This window comes from Teichococcus coralli (assembly GCF_009829925.1).
Classification (GTDB): domain Bacteria; phylum Pseudomonadota; class Alphaproteobacteria; order Acetobacterales; family Acetobacteraceae; genus Pseudoroseomonas; species Pseudoroseomonas coralli.
On sequence record NZ_SNVJ01000009.1, the window covers coordinates 1 to 23338 of the forward strand.

Below are 23338 nucleotides of genomic sequence, written 5' to 3' on the forward strand. Positions count from 1 at the left end.
CCGCAGCGGCGGCGACACCCTGCTGCTCAAGGGCTTCGGCGCCAGCGCCACCATCACCCATGAGCAGGGCAACCTCTTCGCCATCCACGCCGCCGACGGCTCGACCGAGCACGTCACCCTCCAAGGCGTCACCAGCCTCGTCCAGGGCGATTACCTCTTCGCCTGACCACCGCCACCGCATCGCGGGTGGACAACCTGCCCCGGAACCCGGTTCCGGGGTGCCTTTTTCAAGTGACGCGACGCCGTCCGGCCCGGCCTTCCGCCTTCTTGCTTCAACAGACGGGGCAAGAAACAGGCCGGCGGAGATGACGCGAAGTGCCAGAGGGATGAGAGCAGGGGGTCTCTGCCCCCATCCCTCTGGGAGGGCCCGCGCCTGAGAGACGTGGGAAACGTGGCCTGTCGGGGGAGACGGCCACCCCTCCCGAAAGGTTTACGGGATGTTGTGGTAGATCAGCAATCCCTTCCCCCTGTTCCGCATGATGCAGTGAGCACGTGTGAAAAGAACACAGGAAATCGCCAGATCTTTCGAAGATCTAAGCCAGATTGGCGAATTCTTCGTCATGACTTTTTCGGTCCGGGTGAATTTCGCCGGGAAGACGCATCTGGAAGTTGTGGTTTCTCAGCTGTGATGCTCGCGAAGCGCCTTTTGCAGAGCTGCTTTGTCCATGCGTGAGCGTCCGGGAATCTGCGCTTTCTGAGCCTGACGGTAGAGTTCCTCCCGCGTGCTCCCGCCACCTCCCTCCTTTCGCGCCTGCGCCGTCCGGCCCGTTCGCTCCTTGCGCTTGGTTTCCTTCAGCTTCTCGCGGTTCTTCTTCGGCGACTGCTGATTCGACGCGCCGGCTTCGCTGAGGGCGATGGCGATGGCCTGCTTCGGGTTCTTCACCTTGCCGCCGTGGCCGCGTTCCAGTTCGCCATGCTTGAACTCATGCATCACGCGCGAAACGGTCTCCTTCTGGGCCTTGCTTTGCCGGGCTGCCATCGGGTGCTGTCCTTCGTGCCTGCGAGCGGAACATCGCCTTGAACGATCCGTCCGCCCGCGGGTTCCAGCACGGGCGCGCCGCCGCCCAAAAAGCGTGGCGTCTGCAACCGGGGAAGGCGAACAGGTTTTCCCTGTCGCACGATCCCCCGCATCCCCTGCAGCTAGGACGTCACCATGCCCGTCGATCCCGCCGCCACCGGCGCGGCCGCCGCATCTCCGGCGGGGCGCGCGCCCGCCATGCAGCATCGCATCACACTGACCATCAACGGCACCCGGCGCCAGATGGAGGTGGCACCCTGGACCACTCTCCTCGACCTGTTGCGTGAGGAGATGGAGCTCACCGGCACAAAGAAGGGCTGCGACCACGGGCAGTGCGGCGCCTGCACCGTGCTGCTCAACGGGCAGCGCATCAACTCCTGCCTGGCGCTCGCCGTCACCAAGGATGGTGCCGAGGTGCTGACGGTGGAGGGCTTGGCCGCTGCCGACGGCACGCTGCATCCGATGCAGGCCGCCTTTGTCGAGCATGACGCCTTCCAGTGCGGCTACTGCACGCCGGGGCAGATCTGTTCGGCCGTTGGGTTGCTCAAGGAAGGGCATGCGCGCAGCGCCGAGGAAATCCGCGAACTGATGAGCGGCAACCTATGCCGTTGCGGCGCCTATCCGAACATCGTCGCGGCCATCGAACAGGCCATGCAGCAGGCGGGAGTGGCGGCACGATGAACCGCTTCTCCTATTCCCGGCCCGGCGCCGTGTCGGAGGCCGTTCGGGCGGTGCAGGCCGAGGCGGGCGCCAAGTTCATCGCCGGCGGCACCAACCTGGTCGACCTGATGAAGTACGACGTGGAACGGCCGCGGCGCCTGGTCGATGTCGGCGCGCTTCCCGGCCTCGACCGCATCGAGGAGCAGGCGGGCGGGCTGCGCATCGGCGCGCTGGTCACCAACTCCGCCCTGGCCTACGACCCGCGCATCCAGGAGCGCTATCCCCTGCTGTCGCGCGCTGTGCTCTCCGGGGCCTCGCCGCAGTTGCGCAACGCCGCGACCACGGGCGGCAACCTGCTCCAGCGCACCCGTTGCTACTATTTCTATGACACCGGAACACCCTGCAACAAGCGCGAGCCCGGCACCGGATGTCCGGCCGTCAACGGCGTCAACCGCATCCATGCCATTCTCGGCACCAGCGAGCACTGCATCGCGACCCATCCTTCCGACATGTGCGTCGCGCTGGCGGCGCTGGAGGCCAGCGTGGAGGTGACCGGGCCGGGCGGCGACCGCAGGATCGCCTTGGCCGACTTCCACCGCCTGCCCGGCGACCAGCCCGAACGCGACAGCACGCTGGGCGCCGACGAGATCGTCACCGCCGTGCAACTCCCGCCGAAAGGCTTCCCGGCGAACTACACCTATCTCAAGCTGCGCGACCGGCAGTCCTATGCCTTCGCCCTGGTTTCGGTGGCCGCGGCGCTGGAAATGGACGGCGGCAGCATCCGCGAGGCCCGGCTTGCCCTCGGCGGCGTGGCGCACAAGCCATGGCGCGATCCGCAGGCGGAGGCGCTGCTGCGCGGCAGGCCCGCCACGCGCGAAGCCTTCGCGGAAGCCGCCGCGCTGGTCCTGAAGGACGCCCGCGGCTACGGCGGCAACACCTTCAAGATCGAGCTGGCGCGGCGCGCCATCATCCGCGCGCTGTCGCAGGCGGCCGCCGGCACGCCGCAGCCCATCGCCGACAAGCATATCGCCTGAGGGGGGCCGTCATGCCGAACAGCGAAACCCATTTCGGCGCGCCGCGCAGCCGCGTGGACGGACGGCTGAAGGTCACCGGCGCCGCGAAGTATGCCGGCGAGTTCACCGCCCCGGACCTCGCCCATGGCTACGTCGTCTCCAGCGCCATCGCCAAGGGCCGCATCACGGCCATCGACACGGCCGCGGCCGAGGCGGCGCCCGGCGTGCTGCGCGTCTTCACGCATGAGAACCGGCCCACGACCGCATGGCTCAACAGCAGCTACCGCGACGAGGTGGCGCCTCCGGGAAAGCCCTTCCGGCCGCTCTACGACGCGGAGGTTGTCTATAGCGGCCAGCCCGTCGCGCTGGTGGTGGCCGAGAGCTTCGAGGCCGCGCGCGACGCGGCGGCGCTGGTGCGCGTCACCTATGAGCACGCGCCGCACGAGACCAACCTGCGCAACGTGCTCGCCGAGGCCTATGTGCCGCCGAAGGAGCGGCCGGGCATTGATCCGCCGCCCAACCCGCGCGGCGATGCCGCGGCCGCCTATGCCGCCGCGCCGATCAAGGTGGAGAATGGCTATCACGTCGCTCCGGAGCACCACAATCCGATGGAGCCGCACGCCACCACCGTGGTCTGGGAAGCCGGCGGCAAGCTCACCATCCATGACAAGATCCAGGGCGCGCAGAACACCCAGAGCTACGTCACCAGCGTGTTCAGCCTGCCGAAGAAGGACGTGCGCGTCATTGCCCCCTTCGTGGGCGGCGCCTTCGGCTCGGGGCTGCGCCCGCAGTACCAGCTCTTCCTGGCCGTGATGGCGAGTCTTGAGCTGAAGCGCTCGGTCCGAGTGGTGCTGACCCGCGACCAGATGTTCACCTTCGGCTACCGGCCCGACACGATCCAGACCCTGGCGCTCGGCGCGGACCGGGAAGGCCGCCTCCAGGCGGTGATGCATGAGGCCATCGCCGGAACCTCGCCCTTCGAGGACTTCCAGGAGGTCGTGGTGAACTGGTCGGGCCTCGCCTACCACTGCGACAACGTCGATCTGAAGTACAAGCTCGCCAAGATCGACACCTATACGCCGCTCGACATGCGCGCGCCTGGCGCGCCGCTCGGCATGTTCGCGCTGGAATCCGGCATGGACGAGTTGGCCCATGCCTTGAAGATCGATCCGCTGGAGTTGCGCCTGCGCAACTACGCCGAGATGGACCAGAACACCGGCAGGCAGTTCAGCAGCAAGGAGCTGCGCGCCGCCTACCGCCTGGGCGCCGAGCGCTTCGGCTGGGCCAGGCGCAGCCACGAGCCCCGCTCGATGCGGGAGGGAAGGGAGCTGATCGGCTGGGGCATGGCCACCGGCGTGTGGGAAGCGGGGATGCAGCAGGCCAGCGCCCGCGCCACCCTGACCGCCGGCGGCAAGCTCGAGGTGGCTATCGCCACGGCCGACATCGGCACTGGCACCTACACGATCCTGACGCAGATCGCCGCCGACGCCCTGGGCCTGCGCATGGAGGACGTCACCGCGCGGATCGGCGACTCCGCCCTGCCGACCTCGCCCATCGAGGGCGGTTCCTGGACCGCCGCCTCGGCCGGCTCGGCGGTGCAGGCCGCCTGCTACGCCGTGCGCGAGACGCTGCTGAACTACGCCCGCCGGATGGAGAACTCGCCGCTGGCCAATGCCGGCCTTGACCATGTTGTCTTCACCGCGGGCCACATCGCCCTGCGGAGCGACCCTTCCCGCTCCGTGAGCTTCGCCGATGCCATGCGCGCCGGCGGCGTGGATCGCATCGAACAGGAGGAGACCACCGCGCCGGACAAGGGGAACATGGCCAAGTTCTCCCCCTACACCCATGCCGCTGTTTTCGCCGAGGTGCGGGTGGATGAGGAGCTTGGCGCCGTGCGTGTGACGCGCGTGGTGGATGCCATCGCGGCCGGACGGATCATCAACCCCAAGACGGCGCGTTCCCAGATCATCGGCGGCGTGGTGTTCGGCATCGGCATGGCGCTGACCGAGGAAAGCATGCTCGACCATCGCCTCGGCCGCTTCATGAACCACAATATCGCCGAGTACCACCTGCCGGTGAATGCCGACATCCGCGAGATCGACGTCCTGTTCGTTGACGAGGAGGAAAGCAAGGCCAACCCCATCGGCGTGAAAGGGCTGGGCGAGATCGGCATCGTCGGCACGGCGGCGGCGATCGCCAACGCGGTGTTCCATGCCACCGGAAAGCGCATCCGCGAGCTGCCGATCACCCTCGACAAGCTGCTGGACTGACAAGGCCGGGGGAGGGGCCTCCCCCGGCCGCGCGTCTTCTTCGGGTTGTCTGGCGCTGCATGCCTCGCATGCGCTGGCGGCTTGAAGAAGGGAAGGCGGCCGGGGGGCTTCCCGCTCCCCACGCCGCCCGGGAGCTGTGCCGCGAGCCGCATGGCCGCCGCTCTCCGGCGAAAGGTCCCGGAGCGCTGAGCGGCCTGCTGCGCTTCACAGGTGCGGGAGTCCGCCGCTCCCTACGCTGGCGGGTTGCGTCGCTGGAGGCCAGAATGCGCGCCCGACGCCGAAATGAGGGGATCAGCGACGGACAACGAGCAGAGTTTTCCGGGCGAGCACCGCGCGCCGGGGCCGTCATTCGCCCTTCGACCGGGCGATCCCGTGCTGGTCACGGGCGGTTCGGGCTTTCTCGGCTCGGCCGTTATGCGCGTGCTGATCCTGCGCGGGCTGCGCGTGCGCGCGCTCGTCCGCCCCACCAGCCCTGCCGCCAACCTGACCGGCCTGCCCTGCGAAACGGTCCAGGGCGACCTGGAGAGCCCGGCCTCGTTGCGCGCCGCGTTGCGCGGCGTCCGTTGCCTGGTGCATGTCGCGGCCGACTACCGCCTCTGGGCGCCCGACCCGGCGGCGATCCTGCGCGTCAACGTCGATGGCACGCGGGCGCTGATGCGCGCGGCGCTGGAGGCCGGCGTGGCGCGCGTCGTCCACACCAGCAGCGTCGCCACCCTGCGGGTCGCCGGCGCCACCGCCCCGGTGGACGAGACCGCCGCCCAGCGGCCGGAGGAGGCGATCGGCACCTACAAGCGCAGCAAGACGCTCGCCGAGCGCGTGGTGGAGGAGATGGTGGCGCGCGACGGCCTGCCCGCCGTCATCGTCAACCCCTCCACCCCGGTCGGCCCGCGCGACATCCGCCCGACGCCCACCGGCCGCATGATCCTGGACGCCGCGCGCGGCAAGATTCCCGCCTTCGTGGACACCGGTTTGAACTTCGCCCATGTGGACGACATCGCGCAGGGCCACCTGCTGGCGCTGGAGCGCGGCCGCGTCGGCGAGCGCTACATCCTCGGCGGCCAGAACCTGCTGCTGCGCGACCTGCTGGCCGAGATCGCCCGGCGCACCGGCCGCCGGCCGCCGCGCATCCGCCTGCCGCGCGCGCCGCTCTTCCCGCTGGCGCTCGGCGCCGAGGCCGTGGCGCGCCTGACCGGCAAGGAGCCGCTGCTGACGCGCGACGGGCTGCGCATGGCGCGCTACCGCATGTTCTTCACCTCGGCCAAGGCGGAGCGTGAGCTCGGCTACTGTGCCCGGCCCTATGAGGAGGGCGTGGCCGACGCCCTGGCCTGGTTCCGCAGCGCGGGCTACCTGGCGTGATGCCGTCCATCCTTCTCGGCCTGCTGGCGCTGGCCATCTGGCTCTACCTGCTGCTCGCGCGGGGCGGCTTCTGGCGGGCGCGCCAGCGCGACGACCGCGATGCCCCGCCGGAGCCGGGGCGCTGGCCCGCCGTCACCGCCGTCGTTCCGGCGCGCGACGAGGCGGCGGTGATCGCCCGCTCGGTCGGCAGCCTGCTGCGGCAGGACTATCCCGGCGCCTTCCGCGTGGTGCTGGTGGATGACGGCAGCACCGACGGCACCGCCGAGACCGCCCGCGCCGCCGCCGCAGCCCTCGGCGCCGCCGGCCGGCTCGACATCCTCCCCGGCGCCCCCTTGCCGAAGGGCTGGACCGGCAAGCTCTGGGCCCTGCAGCAGGGCGTCCGCCACGCGAGCGGCTGCGCCGCCCCGCCCGAATACCTCCTGCTCACCGATGCCGATATCGGCCACGCGCCGGACAACCTGCGCGCCCTGGTGGCGCGCGCGGAGCAGGGCGGCTGCGCGCTGGTCTCGCTGATGGCCGAGCTGTGCTGCACGACGCGCGCCGAGCGCTTCCTGGTCCCCGCCTTCGTCTTCTTCTTCCAGATGCTCTATCCCTTCGCCTGGGTGGCGCGCCGCGACCGCGCCACCGCCGCCGCGGCGGGCGGCTGCATGCTGGCGCGCCGCGCGGCGCTGGAGGCGGCGGGCGGCATCGCCGCCATCCGCGCCGAGATCATCGACGACTGCGCCCTCGGCCGCCGCATGAAGGCGCAGGGCCCGGTCTGGCTCGGCCTGACCCGCCGCGCGGTGAGCCTGCGGCCCTATGCGAGCGTCGCGGAGATCGGCCGGATGGTGTCGCGCTCGGCCTATGCCCAGCTCGGCTATTCGCCGCTGCTGCTGGCGGGTACCCTGGCCGGCATGGCGCTGACCTATCTCGTTCCTCCCGCCCTGGCCCTGGCCGGCACCGGACCGGCGCGTGCCCTCGGCCTCGCCGCCTGGGCGCTGATGGCGCTGGCCTTCCAGCCGATGCTGCGCTTCTACCGCGTCTCGCCGCTCTGGGGTCCCGCGCTGCCGGTGATCGGCGCGGCCTATGCGCTGTTCACCCTGCAATCGGCGCTGCAGGTCTGGCGCGGGCGCGGCGGCCAGTGGAAGGGCCGCGCGCAGGCCATGGCGGGCCGCGCATGAGCCTCGCCGCCGCCCCCGCCGCACCCTCCGCAGCCGAGGCCGCCGCCCTCCAGGCCCGCCAGTCCGGCAGCTCCTTCTACACGGCGATGCGGCTGATGCCGAAGGCCGAGCGCGCGGCCATGTTCGCCGTCTATGCCTTCTGCCGCCAGGTGGACGACATCGCCGACGACGGCACCCGCCCGCGCCCCGAGCGCGCCGCGGCGCTGGACGCCTGGCGCACCGACCTCGCCGCCCTCTATGCCGGCCACCCCGCCGATGCTCCCCCTGGCCGCGCCGCCTTCCTGGCGGAGGCCGTGCACCGCTTCGGGCTGCGGCGGGCGGATTTCCTGGCGGTGATCGACGGCATGGCGATGGACGTCGCCGCCGACATCCGCGCCCCGGAGCTCGCGACGCTCGACCTCTATTGCGACCGCGTGGCCAGCGCCGTCGGCCGCCTCTCCACCCGCATCTTCGGCATGGACCCCGTGCCGGGCGAGGAACTGGCCTACGAGCTCGGCCGTGCGCTGCAACTGACCAACATCCTGCGCGACCTCGACGAGGACGCCGCCATCGGCCGCCTCTACCTGCCGCGCGAGCTGCTGGCCGGGGCCGGCATCGCCACCACCGAGCCGCAGGCGGTGATCGCCGACCCGCGCGTGGACCGTGCCTGCCGCCCGCTGGCCGCGCGGGCCCGCGCGCATTTCGCCGCCGCCGAGCGCCTGCTGCGCAGCCGGCCGCGTGGCCGCCTCCTGGCGCCTCGGCTGATGGCCGCCGTCTACCAGGCCCTGCTGCGGGACATGGAGGCGCGGGGCTGGGCGCCGCCGCGCCGGCGGGTGCGGCTCGGCAAGCGGCGCCTGCTCTGGATCGTCGCGCGGCGCGGCGTGCTGGGCTGACCATGCGGGTGCATGTCATCGGTGCCGGCCTCGCCGGGCTTTCGGCCGCCGTCGCGCTGGCCACGCGCGGCATCCCGGTGGAACTCTCCGAGGCGGCGGCGCAGGCCGGCGGCCGCTGCCGCTCCTACCACGACGCCCGCCTGGGCATGATGATCGACAACGGCAACCACCTCGTCCTGTCCGGCAATGCCGCCGTCGGCCGCTACCTGCGCGCCATTGGCGCCGGGGACCGGCTGACCGGCCCCGCCCGCCCCGAATTCCCCTTCCACGACCTGCGCAGCGGGAAAGGCTGGACGGTCCGCCCCAATGCCGGGCCGCTGCCCTGGTGGGTGCTGCATCCCGGCCGCCGCGTGCCCGGCACCCAGCCGCGCGACTATCTCGCCCTCGCCGCCCTGGCCCGGCGGCACCCCGGCAAGCGCATCGGCGAGGTGCTGCCCTGCCAGGGTCCACTCTGGGAGCGGCTGCTGCATCCCTTCCTGCTCGCCGCGCTCAACACCGCGCCGGAGGAGGGGACCGCCGACCTCGCCGGCGCCGTGATCCGCGAGACCCTGGCGCGCGGTGGCCAGGCCAGCCTGCCGCGCATCGCCACCCCGAGCCTCGCCGCCGCCTTCGTCGATCCCGCGCTGGACCGGCTGCGGCTGGCCGGCGCCACCCTCCGCCTCGGCCGCCGCCTGCGCGCTCTGGAACTGGAGGGCGAGCGGGTGGCGGCGCTCGCCTTCGCCGACGGCACCGTCCCCCTCGCGCCCGACGAGGCCCTGGTGCTGGCCGTGCCGCCCTGGGTGGCGCAGGACCTGCTGCCCGGCCTCGCCGCGCCGGACGCCCACCGCGCCATCCTCAACGCCCATTTCCGCCTGGCCCCGCCGCCCGGCCTGCCGCCCATGCTCGGCCTGATCGGCGGCACCGCGGAATGGATCTTCGCCTTTCCCGACCGGCTCTCGGTCACCATCAGCGCCGCCGACTCCCTGCTGGACATGGAGACAGACACCCTCATCGCCCGCCTCTGGGCCGACATCGCCGCCGCCCACCGGCTGCCCGGCCCGCCGCCACCCTGCCGCGTCGTCAAGGAGAAGCGCGCCACCTTCGCCGCCACCCCGGCGCAGGAGGCCCGCCGCCCGCCCGCGCGCACGCGCTGGCGCAACCTCTTCCTCGCCGGCGACTGGACCGCCACCGGCCTGCCCGCCACCATCGAGGGCGCGCTGCGCTCGGGCGAGACGGCGGCGGCGCTCGCCCTGTCCCTGCCGCAGCCGGCGTGGGAGGCGGTGGCGGCATGACCGAGACCCTGCTCCACGCCGCGGCCGCGGCCGGCGTCCCGCTGGACGAGGCCGAGGCTGGTCTGCGCCGCGCCACCGAGGCGCTGCTCGGCCTGCAGCGGGAGGACGGCCACTGGGTCTTCGAGCTGGAAGCCGACGCCACCATTCCCGCCGAATACGTGCTGCTGCGCCACCACCTCGCCGAGCCGGACGACCCGGAGCTGGAGCGCCGCATCGGCGCCTATCTCCGCCGCATCCAGGCCGCGCATGGCGGCTGGCCGCTGTTCCATGGCGGCGCCTTCGACATCAGCGCCTCGGTGAAGGCCTATTTCTGCCTGAAGATGATCGGCGACGACCCGGAGGCGCCGCACATGCGCCGGGCCCGCGCGGCCATCCTGGCGGCCGGCGGGGCCGGGCGCGCCAACGTCTTCACCCGCATCCTGCTGGCGCTCTATGGCGAGATGCCCTGGCACCGCGTGCCCACCATCCCCGTCGAGATGGTGCTGCTGCCGCGCTGGTTCCCTGTCCACCTCTCCAAGATGTCCTACTGGGCGCGCACGGTGCTGGTGCCGCTGCTGGTGCTGCAGGCGCTGCGCGTCCGCGCCCGCAACCCGCGCGGCGTGCGCATCCCTGAGCTTTTCGCCGCGCGCCGCGCGCGCCGCCGCAGGATGCGGACCCACCGCAAGCCCGGCTGGGCCGCCTTCTTCAACACGGTGGATGCCGGGCTGAAGCTGGCCGAGCCCCTCTGGCCCGAGCCCCTGCGCCGCCGTGCCATCGCCCGCTGCGTGGACTTCGTCACCGAGCGGCTGAACGGCGAGGACGGGCTCGGCGCCATCTACCCCGCCATGGCCAATGCCGTGATGATGTACGACGCGCTCGGCTATCCGCCGGAACACCCGGACCGCGCCATCGCCCGCCGCGCGGTGGAGAAGCTGCTCGTCCTGCGCGAGGAGGAGGCCTACTGCCAGCCCTGCGTCTCGCCGGTCTGGGACACGGCGCTGGTCTGCCACGCGCTGCTGGAGGCCGGCGGCGAGCCGGCCACCGCCGCCGCCACGCGCGGCCTCGCCTGGCTGAAGCCCTTGCAGGAGCTGGAGCTGAAGGGCGACTGGGCCGCGTGGCGCCCCGATGTGCGTCCGGGCGGCTGGGCCTTCCAGTACCGCAACCCCCATTACCCCGACCTCGACGACACCGCCGTCGTCGTCATGGCGATGGACCGCGCGCGCGACCAGCTCCGCCTCGGCCGCAACTATGACGAAGCCATCGCGCGCGGCGCCGAATGGACCGCCGGGCTGCAGAGCCGCGACGGCGGCTGGGGCGCCTTCGACGCCGACAACATCCACCACTACCTCAACAACATCCCCTTCGCCGATCACGGCGCGCTGCTCGACCCGCCGACGGCCGATGTCAGCGCCCGCTGCGTCAGCATGCTGGCGCAGCTCGGCGAGGCGCAGGACAGCCCGCGCATGCGCGCGGCGCTCGACTACCTGGAGCGCGAGCAGGCGGCGGACGGGAGCTGGTTCGGCCGCTGGGGCGTGAACTACATCTACGGCACCTGGTCCGCCCTCTGCGCGCTGAACGCCGCCGGCCTCGACGGCGCGACGCCCATGGTGCGCAAGGCCGCCGACTGGCTGCTCGCCATCCAGAACCCGGACGGCGGCTGGGGCGAGGGCTGCGAGAGCTACCGCCTCGACCACAGCGGCCATGAGCCCGCCCCCTCCACCGCCTCGCAGACCGCCTGGGCGCTGCTCGGCCTGATGGCGGCGGGCGAGGTGGACCATCCGGCGGTGGCGCGCGGCATCGCCTGGCTGCTGCACAATCAGGACGAAACAGGGCTCTGGCCGCAGGAGGCCTTTACCGGCGGCGGCTTCCCGCGCGTCTTCTACCTGCGCTACCACGGCTACCCCAAGTTCTTCCCGCTGTGGGCGCTGGCGCGCTACCGCAACCTGCGGCAGGCCAACCACACGCGCCCGGCCCACGGGATGTGAGGGTCCTCGTCGCGACCGGCCTGCGGCGGGAGGCGCGCCTGCTTGCCGGGCCGGGGGTTCAGGTGGTGGCCGGCGGCGGTGACGCGGCCCGGCTGGAAACAGCGCTCGACGAACTGGCGGGGCAGGGCGCGCGCGGCCTGATCAGCCTCGGCATCGCCGGCGCGCTGGCGCCCGGCCTGCATCCCGGTGACTGGCTGGTGGCCGAGGCCATACTGGATGGTGCCGAAACCCTCCTGGCCGATCCCCCCTGGACCGCCCGCCTCGCCGCGCGCCTGTCCGCGCGGCGGGCCGTCTTCCTCGGCAGCGGCACGATGGTGGCCGAAGCGGCGGAGAAGGCCGCGCTGCACCTCCGCACCGGCGCGGCGGCGGTGGACATGGAATCGCACGTCGCCGCCCGGGTGGCGCGCCGCCACGGCCTGCCCTTAGCCGCCGCGCGCGTCATCTCGGACGCGGCGGAGCGCAGCCTGCCGCCCGCCGCGCGGGTGGGCATGCGCCCCGACGGGCGAATGGACCTTTTCGCCGTGCTGCGCGCCCTCGCCGCGCGGCCCGGGCAGCTTCCCGCCCTGGTCCGCACCGGCTGGGAGGCGGAGCGTGCCTTCCGCGCGCTACTCCGCGGCCATCGTGTCCTTGGGTTCGGACTTGGTGCGCCGGATCTCGGCGAGCTTCCGCTCGACATGCCCTGAGAAGACGTATTCCGCCGGCCGCTGCTTATCGAGCGGGATGTCCTCCGCCATCGGCCCCTCGGTGCGCACGCCGCGAACCGCCACGCCGAGCGCCTTCAGCGGATGCTTCAGCGTCTCCTGCACGGCGGTCGCCTCGAAGCCGGAATGCACCATGCAGTCGGCGCACTTCTCGTAGTTGCCGACGCCGTACTTGTCCCACTCCGTGTCGTCCATCAGCTCCCTGAAGGTCTTCGCATAGCCTTCGCCGAGCAGGTAGCAGGGCTTCTGCCAGCCGAACACGGTGCGCGTCGGGTTGCCCCATGGCGTGCAGTGATAGGCCTCGTTGCCGGCCAGGAAGTTCAGGAACATGGTGGACTGGCTGAACGGCCAGTTCCTGCCGCCCCGTCCGCGCGACAGGATGTCGCGGAACAGCTCCTTGGTCTTGGTGCGGTTCAGGAAATGCTGCTGGTCCGGCGCGCGCTCGTAGGCGTAGCCGGGCGAGACGGTGATGCCGTCCAGCCCCAGCGCCTTCATGTCGTCCAGGAAGGCCGCCGTCTGCGCCGGGTCGGCGTCGTTGAACAGCGTGCAGTTGATGCTGACGCGGAAGCCCCTGGACTTCGCCAGCCGGATCGCCTCCACCGCCTTGTCATAGACGCCGCGCTGGCAGACGGACTTGTCGTGCATCGCCTGGTTGCCATCCAGGTGGATGGACCAGGTGAAGGCCGGGTGCGGCTTGTACTCGTCGATCTTCTTCGACAGCAGCAGGGCGTTGGTGCAGAGGATGACGAACTTTCCCCGCGCCAGGTAGCCCTGGACGATCTGCGGCATCTCCTTGTGCAGCAGCGGCTCGCCGCCGGCGATCGAGACCACGGGCGCGCCGCACTCGTCGATCGCCTCCATGCAGTCCTCGTAGGAGAGGCGCTGGTTCAGGATGGGGGCGGGATAGTCGATCTTCCCGCACCCCGCGCAGGCAAGGTTGCAGCGAAACAGCGGCTCCAGCATGAGCACCAGCGGGTAGCGCCTGCGCCCCCGCAGGTGCTGCCCAACGACATAGGCCCCGATCCGGGCCGCCTGCAGCAGCGGAATTCCCAAGGCTGCCTTTCCTCTCTCAATCCGGCCGCATGGCCAAGGCGGCGGGAGCGCTGATCTCGCCCGGCCGCGCGTCGCCTGTGCGGAGTTCGCCCGGCAGGCGGAACTCGATCTCTTCCTGCACGCCGCTCATCTGCGCCACCTCCACCTCGCCAAGCCGGCGCAGCGCGGCGATGACGTCAAGGATCAGCTCCTCGGGCGCCGAGGCGCCGGCGGTCAGGCCGACCGTCTGTACCCCCTCCAGCCAGGCCGGGTCCAGTTCGCTGCCATCGGCGATCAGATAGCTCGGCAGCCCCTGTTCCAGCCCGATCTCGCGCAGGCGGTTGGAGTTGGAACTCTTCCGGCTGCCCACCACCAGCAGCAGCTCCACCGCGCCGCACAGCTCCCGCACCGCGGATTGCCGGTGCTGCGTGGCATAGCAGATGTCGGAAACGTTCGGTCCCTGCAGGTCGGGGAAGCGCGCCTGCAGCGCCGCGATGACGCCGCGCGTGTCGTCCACGCTCAGCGTCGTCTGCGTCACATAGGCCACGGGCGCGTCCACCGGCAGGTCGAGCCGCGCCACCTCCTCGGCCGTGGAGACAAGGTGTACCGGCGCGCCCACCTGCCCGATGGTGCCCTCCACCTCCGGGTGCCCGGCATGGCCGATCAGCACCAGGGTGCGGCCACGCGCCACATACTGCTTGCCCTGGGCATGCACCTTGGAGACCAGCGGGCAGGTGGCGTCCAGCACCGGCAGGCCGCGCTGCCGGGCCTCGTCCACCACCCCCTGCGCGACGCCATGGGCGCTGAAGATCGTTACCGCGCCATCCGGGATCTCCGTCAGCTCCTCGACGAAGATGGCGCCCTTCTGCTTCAGCTTTTCCACCACATGCCGGTTGTGCACGATCTCATGGCGGACATAAACCGGTGCGCCGAACTTCTCCAGGGAACGTTCAACGATTTCGATCGCCCGCACGACGCCGGCACAGAAGCCGCGAGGCTGAGCTAGAAGAACCCGCATGCAGGCCATTCCTCCGTCTTGGCGTGCCGCCATGGAACATCGCTCATCCAAGCATCGCCGGGAGCGGGAGGCGAGGAAAACCCGACCGAGACGCCGCCGAGCCGCGCACACTGGACTACCACGCCGCGCGCCGCGATGCCGTGCGCCTTCACAGTTTCGCGTGCCTCCCGGTCCCGCCAACCCAGGCGGGATTTTCCTGCTTCGGCCGCGTCCAGCCCGCCGCGCCCGGCCGAAGCCCCGCATCCCGCTCCGTTCTTTCGCAGGCCTGTGCTAAGCATGTGCCGATGAGCATCCCGCGCCGTTCTTGCCTCGCCTTCGGCCTGTGGCTGGCCGCCGCTCCGGCCATCGCGCAGCCGGCGGATCCCGCCGCCGCGCAGATCGAGCAGTTCCACCGCAAGTTGCTGGAGGTGATGCGGCAGGCGAAATCCCTGGGCATCGAGGGACGCTACCGCGCGCTCGAACCCGCCGTGCGCCAGGCCTTCGACCTGCCGGCCATGGCCAGGCTGGCGGTCGGCGCGCGGTGGTCGGGCTTCTCGGCGGCGGAGCAGGCGGCGGTGACGGAGGCCTTCACCCGCATGAGCGTCGCCAGCTACGCGCGCAACTTCAGCGGCTTCGGCGGGCAGAGCTTCGCCACCGACCGCGTCGAGGCGCATGGCGAGGAGAAAGTGGTGGTGACCCGGCTGATCAACCCGGGCGAGTCACCGGTCGATCTCACCTACCGCATGCGCGATGCCGGCGCCGGCTGGAAGGTCATCGACGTGCTGCACGACTCCATCAGCGAGCTGGCGATGCGCCGCTCCGAGTTCGCCGGCTCGGTGCGGCAGGGCGGCGCCGCCCTGCTGGTGCAGCGCCTGAACGAGCTTTCCGAGCGCCTGATGCAGGGCTGAGCGTTCAGTTCCGCTCTGGCGGCTGCGCCAGCAGCGCCGGCTGCAGCAGCAGCGTCGCCGCCAGCACCCAAGCCAGGGAAAGGCCCAGCAACTGCCCCATGCTGGCCGTGCCGGGGTGGTGCGAGAGCCAGAGGCTGCCGAAGGCCGTCGCGGTGGTCAGCGCGCTGAACAGGATGGCGCGCGTCAGGCTGGAGGGCAGCAGTCCCGTCTCGCCCTGCCGCCCGGCCATGACGAAGTAGATGTTGAAGGCCACGCCGATGCCGAACAGCAGCGGCAGGGCGATGATGTTGGCGAAGTTCAGCGGCAGCCCCAGCAGCACGCAGGAGCCGAGGGTGAGCAGCCCGCTGAGCAGCACCGGCGCCACCGTCAGCAGCACGTCCCGCGTCCGGCGCAGCACCAGGGCCAGCAACGCGGCGATGGCGATGCCGGAGAGCAGTCCAGCCTCCAGGAAGGCGGTGACGACGCTGTCCGCCGCCCCCTGGATGGAGATCGGCGCACCCGTCGCCTGCGGCGCCACCGCCTGCACCGCCGCCGAGAAGCGGCGCAGCACCGCGTTGTCGTTGGAGTCGCCGCGCGGAAAGACCTGGATGCGCGCCCGCCCGTCGGCCGCCGCCCAGTCTTCCGCCAGCGAATCGGGCAGGGCCGCGCGCGTCACCGGCGCGGCCCGCAGCAACGCGCGGACCTGGTCGAGCAGGGTGCGCAAGGGCGGCACCAGCGCCGCCTGCGCCGCCGCCCGCCGGCCGGCGGTCCCTTCCGCCAGCCGCTCCAGCGCCTCCGCCAGGCGGCGCGCCGCCTGGGCCGGTCCCTCCGTCGCCTCGCCCGCCGCCTGGCGCAGCGCGGCCGCGGTTTCCGCCATGCTCCGCGCAACCTCCGCGTCGGAGGGCGGCGGCCGCACGGTGACGGGGTCGAGCGTCAGCGAGAGCAGGTCGGCCGCATCATGGATGGCGGCCAGCTTCGGCTCCTGGTCCGCCGGGATGAAGCTGCTCAGCGTCACCGTCTGCGACACCTCGGGCAGGCGCGCCAGCCGCGCCGCCAGCGCGTCGGCCTCGGCGAGGGAAGGGGCCAGCACGTCGATCGTGTTCGGCGTCCGGTCCGGGTCCCGCATCAGGTCGTACAGGGTGGCCATCGACTCCGCCTCGGCGTTGCGCAGGTGCAGCGGGTTGAAGTCGAAGCGCAGCAACGGCATCAGCGCCAGCGCGACAAGCCCTGCCGCGGCCCAGGCGCCGATCACCGCGCGGCGGCGCCGGCGCAGCCAGGCGTCGAGCGGCGCCAGCGCCGGCCAGCCCATCTCCGCGCGCCCGCCCCCCCCATGCTCGCTCCCCTCGTGCCCGCCCCCCCCATGCCCGCCCCCCCTGTGCCGGCCTTCCGGACGCAGCACCGCCACCAGCGCGGGCAGCAGCGTGATGCTGAGCAGGAAGGCGACGATCATGCCCGCACCGGCGATGGCGCCCAGTTCCGAGACGCCGAGATAGCTGGTCGGCAGGAAGGCGAGGAAGCCCACCGCCGTCGCCACCGCCGCCAGCGCCAGCGAGCCGCCCACCGCGCCCCCGGCGGCCCCCAGTGCCTCCCGCGGCCCGGAATGCCGCAGCCGCTCGGCGCGGAAGCGCACGCAGAGCTGGATGCCGAAATCCACCCCCAGGCCAAGGAACAGCGGGATAAAGGCCACCGAGATCAGGTTGAAGCGGCCGGCGACGAGCAGCCCCAGCCCCGCCGTCATCACCAGGCCGAGCAGCGCGGTCGCCAGGATCGCCGCCACCAGCCGGGCGGAGCGCACGGCCAGCCAGAGCATCGCCACCAGCGCCAGCAGCATGGCGGCGCCCATGATCCCCGCGTTCTCCGAGAGCGAGGCGAATTCCTCGTCCGCCATCGGCACGGGGCCGGTCAGCCGCACCGTCACGCCATGCGCCGGGTCCAGCGCCAGCGCGCGCGCCGCCGCCCGGATGGCGTCGCCGGCCGCCTTGCCCGGCTGCAGGGCGGAATAGTCCATCACCGGCTGCACCAGCAGGAAGCGTCGCGTCTGCCGCGTTCCCGGCGGCGCGTCGCTGAACAGCGCCTGCCAGGAGAAGAAGGCCGGCCTGCCTGCCGCCACCGCGCCGAAAGCCTCGCCCAGCCGCGCAACCGGGCGCTCGACCTGCGCCAGGCTCGCCTGGCCGCGCCGCACGCCGTCCAGCACGGTATCCAGCGCGCCCATGATGCCGCGCAGGCTCGGATCGGCCGCCAGCGGCCCCAGGAAGGGCTGCGCGGCGATCAACTGATCGAGCGTGGACTGCACGTCCTCCAGCGGCAGCAGCATCAGGCCGTTGCGCGCGAAAAAGGGGCCTCCCTCCGGCCGCCGGACGCTGTGGAACAGGCCCGCTGCCGCCCGCAGGTGCGCCCCGAGGCGCGCCGCCGCCTGCTCCGCCAGTTCCGGCGTCGCGCCATCCACCACCACCACCGTCAGGTCCTGCTGCTGCGGGAAGGCGGCGTCGAAGTCCAGCTCGCCGCGCCGCCAGTCCAGGTCGGGGGAGATCAGCTCCGCCGTGTCGGTGGTCATGGCGAAGTTGCGGCTGGCGTGGAAGCCGGCCGCCGCCGCCAGCAGCAGCGCCAGCAGGATCGTGACCCAGGGATGGCGGGCGCTGGCGCCGACGACGCGGGCGGTCAGGGGCGTCCTGGTGGTCACATCGGCACCTGCGGGCTGGGGAGGGGGCGTCGGGGAAGAGGCGGGATGCAAGCTGTCCCGGCGGCGGCCGGGTTGCGCTTCCCGGAAGGAGGGTCGCTTAATAGGGTCTCGCAAATGGCCCCCGCGCCTGATCATCGGGTTCCCGCATGTCGTCAAGCCCTCCCCCGGAGTCTGTCGCCCTCGACAGCCCCACGGTCGCCAAGGCCGACCATACCGCGCGCCACTGGAGCTTCGGCCGGCCGGGGCCGGTGCGCACCGGCAGCGAGGCGCACATGGAAATGTTCGCTCGGATGCTGCTGGAGACGCACAACCCCTACAAGCCGCGCGTGCTGGACTGGCCGAAGCTGGACCCCGAGGCGCACACCCGCCTCACCAGCCTGCCGATCTGGGACATCGCGGTGCAGACCGAGGGCCGCGCCTCGCTGCGCGTGCTGGACTATGCCGCCACCATCCATGACCCGCTGCTGCGCGACGCCATGGTGATGGACGGCAACGAGGAGGCGCGCCACAAGAAGGTGCTCTCCAACCTCGTCGAGGCCTATGGCGTCATCCTGGAGCCGGAGCCCGAATACACCGGCTACCGGGACGTCGAATGGGGCTGGATGCGCACCGGCTACAGCGAATGCATCGACAGCTTCTTCGCCTTCGGCCTGTTCGAGGCGGCGCGCCGCTCCGGCTTCTTCCCGCCCGACCTGGTCGGCACCTTCGAGCCGGTGATCCAGGAGGAGGCGCGCCACATCCTGTTCTTCGCCAACTGGGCCGCCTGGCAGCGGGCGCGCCAGCCCTGGTGGCGCAAGCCCTGGTTCCTGGCGAAGACGGCCGCCGTCTGGGCGGTGCTGATCTGGGACCGGCTGGTGCTGGCCCGCAGCCTCGGCGGCGAGTCGAAGAACACCAACTTCACCGCCTCCTCCGATTCGATCGGCGTGGAGATGAGCGCCGCGGCGCTGATCGACATCTGCCTGGCCGAGAACGACCGCCGCCTCGCCGGCTACGATCCCCGCCTGCTGCGGCCGACCACCGTGCCCTTCTTCATCCGCATCGCCCGCCGCTTCATGAAGAACCCCGAGCCGAAAGCGTGAGCCCGACTTGAGCGCCAACACCGTCATCCACCGCATCGTCCGCCCCGCCGTGCGGCGCGTCGCGCCCAGCGGCGTCACCCCCAACCAGATCACCTCCGCGCGGCTCGTGACCGGCCTCGCCGCCGCGCTGGCCTTCGCCGCGGCGCCGCCCTGGCCGGCCATCGGCGGCGCGATCTTCCTGCTCTCCATGCTGCTCGACCGCGCCGATGGCGAGCTGGCGCGGCAGACCGGCCAGTCCAGCCCGGACGGCCATGTCTACGACCTGCTCGCCGACTGCACCTCCAACGCCATCGCCTTTCTTGGCCTCGGCGTCGGGCAGGTGGCGGCGCTCGGCGCCTGGGGGCCGTTCCTGGGCCTGCTGGCCGGGCTCGGCATCGCCGCGCTGTTCTGGCAGCTCCATGTCCTGAAGCTCGGCGAGGTGCGCGGCTGGGACCTCGCCCCCGGCATCCTGGTGGACCCGGACGACCTGATGGTCTTCGTTCCCCTGCTGCTCTGGGTGGGTGCCACGGTGCCGATGCTCTTCGCCGCCGCGCTCATCACGCCGGCGCTTGCGGTCCTGCTCGGCGTCACCGGCCGGCGCAAGGCGCGCGCCGGTCAGGGCTGAACGGCGGCACCCGCCTCAGACGAACTGTCCGCGCAGGAAGCCCAGCGCCGGCAGTGGCCGCCAGCCACGCGGCAGGTCGGCGCGGCGCACCGGCGAGACGCTGTAATTGGGCAGCGGCATGTTGGAACTGAGCAGGAAGCCCGCATAGGCCCGCACCTGCTGCTCCCGCCAGTGGCAGTCCGCATCGGCCGCCGCGCGGCTCGGATAGATGTTGGCGATGCGCCGCTTTCGGCCGAGTGCGACGATCACCGCCCAGAGCTTGTCGTCCCGTGCCCGGCTGAGGCTGACCACCCGTTCAGGGAGCGGTCCCTGGACTGGCTGGCTCATGCACCCGGCCTCATCGATCCAGCGCCACCGGAGTGTTGGACGGCTTTCGCATGCATCGGCCCCATCTTGCCCTGCCGGTGCGGCGCGCAAGAGCCGCCGCACCAGCGCCATCATGACCGCATCCGGCGGCGCCGGGCCAGCCGGAACCGCTCAACCGGCCGCGAGCACCGCTTCCACCGCCCGCAGCAGCCGCTCGAACACTTCCGGCCCGATCGCCCCGATGCAGCCGATCCGGAAGCTTTCCCCCTGGGTCAGCTTGCCCGGATAGATCAGGAAGCCCCGCGCCGCCAGCGCCTCGTAGAAGGGCCGGAACGCCAGGCTGCCGTCGGCGGGCATGCGGAAGGTGGCGATGATCGGCGCCTGCACCGCCTCGTCCAGGTAGAGCGCGAAGCCGAGCCGCCGCATCCCCGCCTGGAGCGTGTCGAAATTCGCCTGGTAGCGCGCGCGCCGCGCCGCCGGCCCGCCCTCCGCCTCCAGCCGGCGCAGCGCCTCCACCAGCGCCGCCACCACCTGCACGGGCGGCGTGAAGCGCCACTGCCCGTCCTTTTCGAAGCCGCGCCACTGCGCGTGCAGGTCCAGGCTGGTCGAGGGGCTGTTGCCCTCCGCCCCCTCCAGCGCGTCCTTCGCCACCAGCGCGAAGCCGATCCCCGGCACCCCCTCCAGGCACTTGTTGGAGGAGGCCAGCACCGCCGTGACGGGCACGGCGCCGAGGTCGAGCGCCAGCGCGCCGAAGCTGCTCATGGCATCGAGCAGGAAGCGCCGCCCGGCCTCCGCCACCACGGCGGCGGTCTCCGCCAGCGGGTTCAGGATGCCCGTGGTGGTCTCGCAATGCACCAGCGCGACGTGGGTGACGGCGGGATCGGCCCGCAGCGCCGCGGCCACCCGCGCCGGCTCCACGGGGCGGTCCTCCGGCCAGCGCAGCGCCGCCACCTCGCGCCCCATGCGGCGGGCGATGGCGACCATCCGCTCGCCATAGGCGCCGTTGGCCAGCACCAGCAGCTTCTGCCCCGGCGCGACCAGCGTGGCGATCGCCGCCTCCACGATGAAGGTGCCCGAGCCCTGCACGGGCACCGCCACATGGCTCGCCGCGCCGTTGGCGACCGCCAGCAGCCGCTGCCGCATTTCGGCGGTGAGCGCGATGAAGGCCGGGTCGCGCGAGCCCCAGTCGCGCAGCATGGCGCGGCGGGTGTCGGGGTGGGTGGTCAGCGGCCCCGGGGTCAGCAGGATCGGCTCATCGCTCATGCAGCGGCTCCCTCCTTGGGGATGCGGGCGGGGAGGCGGAACTCGCCGGGCGGCGCGTGGCCACCTCCCAGCGCCAGGCGATCACCCCGGGGACGCCCAGCAGCACGTCGCGCAGCCGCCGCACCAGCACCAGCGCGATGGCGCGCTCCGGCGGAATGCCGAACAGGGCGCAGATCAGCACATAGCCGCCCTCCTGCACACCCAGCGCGCCGGGGATGAAGAAGCCGGCGCTGCGCACCGCCTGGCCCAGGCTCTCGATCACCAGCGCCTCGGCGAGCCCCGTCTCCACGCCCAGGATGCGCAGCGCCGCCCAGGTCTCCAGCACGCCGAGCAGCCAGGAGGCGAGGTGCCAGGCGCCGCTTTTCCAAAGGCGGCGCGGCTGGCGGTAGAGGCCGACCACCGCCTCGTGCAGCCCGGTCAGCGCGCCCATCGAATGCCAGCCGACCCGCGCCGCCAGCCCCGGCAGCAGCCGCTCGACCAGCCGGAACAGCCCCCAGCGCTGCGCCGCGATGAACACCCCCGTCACCGCCGCCCCCAGCGCCGTGCCGATGACGGCCCATTGCAGCGTGGAGCCGCCGCCGCCATGCGGGATCAGCAGCAGCACGGCCAGCCCGAGCAGGGAGAACACGATCTGCGTCGCCATCTCGGCGCCGAGGTCGGCGGCGAGGCTGGCGATCACCTTCACCTGCGCCACGCCGGTGCGCAGCAGCAGCTGCGCCCGCACCAGCTCGCCCGCCGCCTGCACCACCGGCAGCAGGGCGTTGGTGGCGTTGCGGATCCAGCGCATCCGCACCAGGGCGAGCGTGCCGGGCCGGCGCGGATCGTCGATCAGCGGCGCCCAGCCGAGCGCCGAGGCGACGATCTGCGCGCCGTTCAGGGCGAGCACGCCCAGCAGCCCCCAGCCGGTTTCCAGCAGCAGGCGCAGGATCTCGCCCGGATCGTTGGCGGCGATCAGCGCCACCGCGATGGAAAGCCCGACCAGCAGGCTGAGCCCCGTGGACCAGATCATGCGGACCAGATCACGCGGCCGCCGGCTCCCCATTGGGGGAGAGAGGAGCGGCGAGCGGGCGCGCCAGGAAATCGCGGAAGCGCCGCGCCACCTCCTCCGGCGTCACCGTCGGGCGGCCGAGCTTGCCCATGGAGCCCGGCGCGATGCGCAGGTGGATCAAGGCCGGCCCGCCATGCGCCAGCGCCGCCCGGAAGGCGGCGGCGAAGCCGTCCAGCGAGGCGCAGCCGGCGGCATACTGGTAGCCGCAGGCCAGCGCGATGGCGGCGAAGTCCACCGAGGCCGAGACCGTCGCCTGCCCCCCGGTGGAGTCGTGCACGCCGTTGTCCAGCACCACATGGACGAGGTTGCGCGGCCCCTGGGCGCCGATGGTGGCGAGGGTGCCGAGCTTCATCAGCGCCGCGCCGTCACCGTCCAGCACCACCACCGGCCGCGCCGTGTGCAGCGCGACGCCGAGCCCCATGCCGCTGGCCCCGCCCATCGAGCCGACCTGATAAAGGTGCTGCGCCCGGTCGGCCAGGGTGAACAACTCGCGCCCGCACTTGCCGGTGGTGGCGATCACCGCCGCCTCCTCCGGCACGATCTGCAGGAACCGTTCCAGCACCGCCGCCCGGCTCGGCCGCGGCCCCTCGGCGGGGAAGTCGGCGCGCCGGCCGGGGCCGGGCAGCGGAAGGGCGCGCGGCGCCAGCCTGGTCTCCGCCACGTCGTCCTTGCGCACCACGAAGGCATAGGGAAGCTGCGTCGCCTCCATCCGCGCCACGGCCTGCCGCAGCGCGGGGGCCAGGGCGCCGGGCTCGGCGGGGAAGGGGGCCTGCTCCAGCCCCATCAGCGCGATCAGGTTCTGGGTGATCTGCCCCATCACCACATGCTGCGGCTCGTCCGGGATGCCGGGCTCGCCGCGCCAGGTGGTCAGCAGCAGGGTCGGGATGCGGAAGGGCGCGTTCAGCGAGGTCAGCGGGTTCACCGCGTTGCCGAGGCCGGAGTTCTGGCACAGCACCACCGTCCGCCGCCCGGCCAGCCAGGCGCCGGAGGCGATCGCCACCGCCTCGCCCTCGCTCGCCGCGCCCACATAGGCGAGGGCGGGGTCGGAGAGCACGCCGTTGATCAGCGGCGTCAGGAAGCTGCAGGGGACGCCGGCGTAGAAGTCGAAGCCGGCGCCGACCGTCTCGCGGATGAACTCATCGGCCGTGATCATGCTC

The 23338-nt window shown here is 72.3% G+C and carries 20 protein-coding genes; 12 read left to right on the forward strand and 8 right to left on the reverse strand.

Going from position 1 to position 23338, the window contains the following annotated elements:
- Positions 1–619 precede the first annotated feature (619 nt).
- Positions 620–979, reverse strand: coding sequence for a DUF6496 domain-containing protein (locus E0493_RS11760; protein WP_160937147.1), 360 nt, complete (start codon positions 977–979; stop codon positions 620–622).
- 237 nt (positions 980–1216) lie between these two features.
- Between E0493_RS11760 and E0493_RS11765 the strand changes: the two genes are divergently transcribed.
- The 9 genes from E0493_RS11765 (at position 1217) to E0493_RS11805 (ending at position 12267) form a co-directional block, all read left to right on the forward strand.
- Positions 1217–1699: a (2Fe-2S)-binding protein gene (locus E0493_RS11765; RefSeq protein ID WP_202397094.1), complete on the forward strand. Its 483-nt coding sequence runs from the start codon at positions 1217–1219 to the stop codon at positions 1697–1699.
- Positions 1696–2712: an FAD binding domain-containing protein gene (locus E0493_RS11770; protein ID WP_160937149.1), complete on the forward strand. Its 1017-nt coding sequence runs from the start codon at positions 1696–1698 to the stop codon at positions 2710–2712. The genes E0493_RS11765 and E0493_RS11770 overlap by 4 nt, the downstream gene beginning before the upstream one ends.
- Before the next feature lie 11 nt (positions 2713–2723).
- Positions 2724–4961 carry a xanthine dehydrogenase family protein molybdopterin-binding subunit gene (locus tag E0493_RS11775; RefSeq protein WP_160937150.1) on the forward strand — a complete coding sequence of 746 codons (2238 nt, stop codon included), beginning with the start codon at positions 2724–2726 and terminating at the stop codon, positions 4959–4961.
- 372 nt (positions 4962–5333) lie between these two features.
- Entirely contained in the window at positions 5334–6317 is a 984-nt protein-coding gene (gene hpnA, locus E0493_RS11780) for a hopanoid-associated sugar epimerase (RefSeq protein ID WP_367614504.1), read from the forward strand.
- A complete protein-coding gene (locus E0493_RS11785; RefSeq protein WP_160937152.1) occupies positions 6317–7477 on the forward strand; it encodes a glycosyltransferase in 1161 nt (386 codons plus the stop codon). Before hpnA ends, E0493_RS11785 begins: the two co-directional genes overlap by 1 nt.
- The gene (gene hpnD / locus E0493_RS11790; protein WP_160937153.1) at positions 7474–8349 is read left to right on the forward strand and encodes a presqualene diphosphate synthase HpnD; all 876 of its coding nucleotides are present in this window, start codon (positions 7474–7476) and stop codon (positions 8347–8349) included. The genes E0493_RS11785 and hpnD overlap by 4 nt, the downstream gene beginning before the upstream one ends.
- 2 nt (positions 8350–8351) lie before the next feature.
- Positions 8352–9620: a hydroxysqualene dehydroxylase HpnE gene (gene hpnE, locus E0493_RS11795; RefSeq protein ID WP_202397088.1), complete on the forward strand. Its 1269-nt coding sequence runs from the start codon at positions 8352–8354 to the stop codon at positions 9618–9620.
- The gene (gene shc, locus E0493_RS11800; RefSeq protein ID WP_160937154.1) at positions 9617–11584 is read left to right on the forward strand and encodes a squalene--hopene cyclase; all 1968 of its coding nucleotides are present in this window, start codon (positions 9617–9619) and stop codon (positions 11582–11584) included. Before hpnE ends, shc begins: the two co-directional genes overlap by 4 nt.
- On the forward strand, positions 11581–12267 hold the full coding sequence (locus tag E0493_RS11805; RefSeq protein WP_160937155.1) for a phosphorylase family protein: 687 nt from the start codon (positions 11581–11583) through the stop codon (positions 12265–12267). Before shc ends, E0493_RS11805 begins: the two co-directional genes overlap by 4 nt.
- Here E0493_RS11805 and hpnH read toward each other — a convergent pair.
- Positions 12190–13338 carry an adenosyl-hopene transferase HpnH gene (hpnH, locus tag E0493_RS11810; protein WP_160937156.1) on the reverse strand — a complete coding sequence of 383 codons (1149 nt, stop codon included), beginning with the start codon at positions 13336–13338 and terminating at the stop codon, positions 12190–12192. The two genes, E0493_RS11805 and hpnH, sit on opposite strands and share 78 nt — an antisense overlap.
- Positions 13339–13354: 16 nt before the next feature.
- On the reverse strand, positions 13355–14335 hold the full coding sequence (gene ispH, locus E0493_RS11815) for a 4-hydroxy-3-methylbut-2-enyl diphosphate reductase (protein WP_160937157.1): 981 nt from the start codon (positions 14333–14335) through the stop codon (positions 13355–13357).
- A 284-nt stretch (positions 14336–14619) separates the two neighbouring features.
- Between ispH and E0493_RS11820 the strand changes: the two genes are divergently transcribed.
- Complete coding sequence (locus E0493_RS11820) at positions 14620–15222, forward strand: ABC transporter substrate-binding protein (protein WP_160937158.1); 603 nt, start codon at positions 14620–14622, stop codon at positions 15220–15222.
- A gap of 4 nt (positions 15223–15226) precedes the next feature.
- Here E0493_RS11820 and E0493_RS11825 read toward each other — a convergent pair whose 3' ends face one another.
- A complete protein-coding gene (locus E0493_RS11825) occupies positions 15227–17881 on the reverse strand; it encodes an MMPL family transporter (RefSeq protein WP_367614505.1) in 2655 nt (884 codons plus the stop codon).
- Positions 17882–18027: 146 nt separating this feature from the next.
- Between E0493_RS11825 and E0493_RS11830 the strand changes: the two genes are divergently transcribed.
- Both E0493_RS11830 and E0493_RS11835 read left to right on the forward strand, forming a co-directional pair.
- Positions 18028–18960, forward strand: a complete 933-nt coding sequence (locus tag E0493_RS11830; RefSeq protein WP_160937160.1) for a ferritin-like domain-containing protein — start codon at positions 18028–18030, stop codon at positions 18958–18960.
- Between the two features lie 7 nt (positions 18961–18967).
- Positions 18968–19564: a CDP-alcohol phosphatidyltransferase family protein gene (locus E0493_RS11835; RefSeq protein WP_160937161.1), complete on the forward strand. Its 597-nt coding sequence runs from the start codon at positions 18968–18970 to the stop codon at positions 19562–19564.
- Positions 19565–19579: 15 nt separating this feature from the next.
- On the opposite strand, the gene E0493_RS11840 is transcribed toward E0493_RS11835, so the two are convergent.
- From E0493_RS11840 to aepY, 4 genes are all read right to left on the reverse strand, one after another.
- Entirely contained in the window at positions 19580–19891 is a 312-nt protein-coding gene (locus E0493_RS11840) for a hypothetical protein (protein ID WP_160937162.1), read from the reverse strand.
- 150 nt (positions 19892–20041) lie between these two features.
- On the reverse strand, positions 20042–21133 hold the full coding sequence (locus tag E0493_RS11845) for a 2-aminoethylphosphonate--pyruvate transaminase (protein ID WP_160937163.1): 1092 nt from the start codon (positions 21131–21133) through the stop codon (positions 20042–20044).
- A complete protein-coding gene (locus E0493_RS11850) occupies positions 21123–22142 on the reverse strand; it encodes a lysylphosphatidylglycerol synthase domain-containing protein (protein ID WP_160937164.1) in 1020 nt (339 codons plus the stop codon). The genes E0493_RS11845 and E0493_RS11850 overlap by 11 nt, the downstream gene beginning before the upstream one ends.
- A 10-nt stretch (positions 22143–22152) precedes the next feature.
- The gene (aepY, locus tag E0493_RS11855; protein ID WP_160937165.1) at positions 22153–23334 is read right to left on the reverse strand and encodes a phosphonopyruvate decarboxylase; all 1182 of its coding nucleotides are present in this window, start codon (positions 23332–23334) and stop codon (positions 22153–22155) included.
- Positions 23335–23338 lie beyond the last annotated feature (4 nt).

Coding starts and splice junctions, on each gene's coding strand:
- E0493_RS11760 (WP_160937147.1), bottom strand. CDS start 979: ATGGCAGCCCGGCAAAGCAAGGCCCAGAAGGAGACCGTTTCGCGCGTG.
- E0493_RS11765 (WP_202397094.1), top strand. CDS start 1,217: ATGCAGCATCGCATCACACTGACCATCAACGGCACCCGGCGCCAGATG.
- E0493_RS11770 (WP_160937149.1), top strand. CDS start 1,696: ATGAACCGCTTCTCCTATTCCCGGCCCGGCGCCGTGTCGGAGGCCGTT.
- E0493_RS11775 (WP_160937150.1), top strand. CDS start 2,724: ATGCCGAACAGCGAAACCCATTTCGGCGCGCCGCGCAGCCGCGTGGAC.
- E0493_RS11785 (WP_160937152.1), top strand. CDS start 6,317: ATGCCGTCCATCCTTCTCGGCCTGCTGGCGCTGGCCATCTGGCTCTAC.
- hpnD (WP_160937153.1), top strand. CDS start 7,474: ATGAGCCTCGCCGCCGCCCCCGCCGCACCCTCCGCAGCCGAGGCCGCC.
- hpnE (WP_202397088.1), top strand. CDS start 8,352: ATGCGGGTGCATGTCATCGGTGCCGGCCTCGCCGGGCTTTCGGCCGCC.
- shc (WP_160937154.1), top strand. CDS start 9,617: ATGACCGAGACCCTGCTCCACGCCGCGGCCGCGGCCGGCGTCCCGCTG.
- ispH (WP_160937157.1), bottom strand. CDS start 14,335: ATGCGGGTTCTTCTAGCTCAGCCTCGCGGCTTCTGTGCCGGCGTCGTG.
- E0493_RS11820 (WP_160937158.1), top strand. CDS start 14,620: ATGAGCATCCCGCGCCGTTCTTGCCTCGCCTTCGGCCTGTGGCTGGCC.
- E0493_RS11830 (WP_160937160.1), top strand. CDS start 18,028: ATGTCGTCAAGCCCTCCCCCGGAGTCTGTCGCCCTCGACAGCCCCACG.
- E0493_RS11840 (WP_160937162.1), bottom strand. CDS start 19,891: ATGAGCCAGCCAGTCCAGGGACCGCTCCCTGAACGGGTGGTCAGCCTC.
- E0493_RS11845 (WP_160937163.1), bottom strand. CDS start 21,133: ATGAGCGATGAGCCGATCCTGCTGACCCCGGGGCCGCTGACCACCCAC.
- E0493_RS11850 (WP_160937164.1), bottom strand. CDS start 22,142: ATGATCTGGTCCACGGGGCTCAGCCTGCTGGTCGGGCTTTCCATCGCG.
- aepY (WP_160937165.1), bottom strand. CDS start 23,334: ATGATCACGGCCGATGAGTTCATCCGCGAGACGGTCGGCGCCGGCTTC.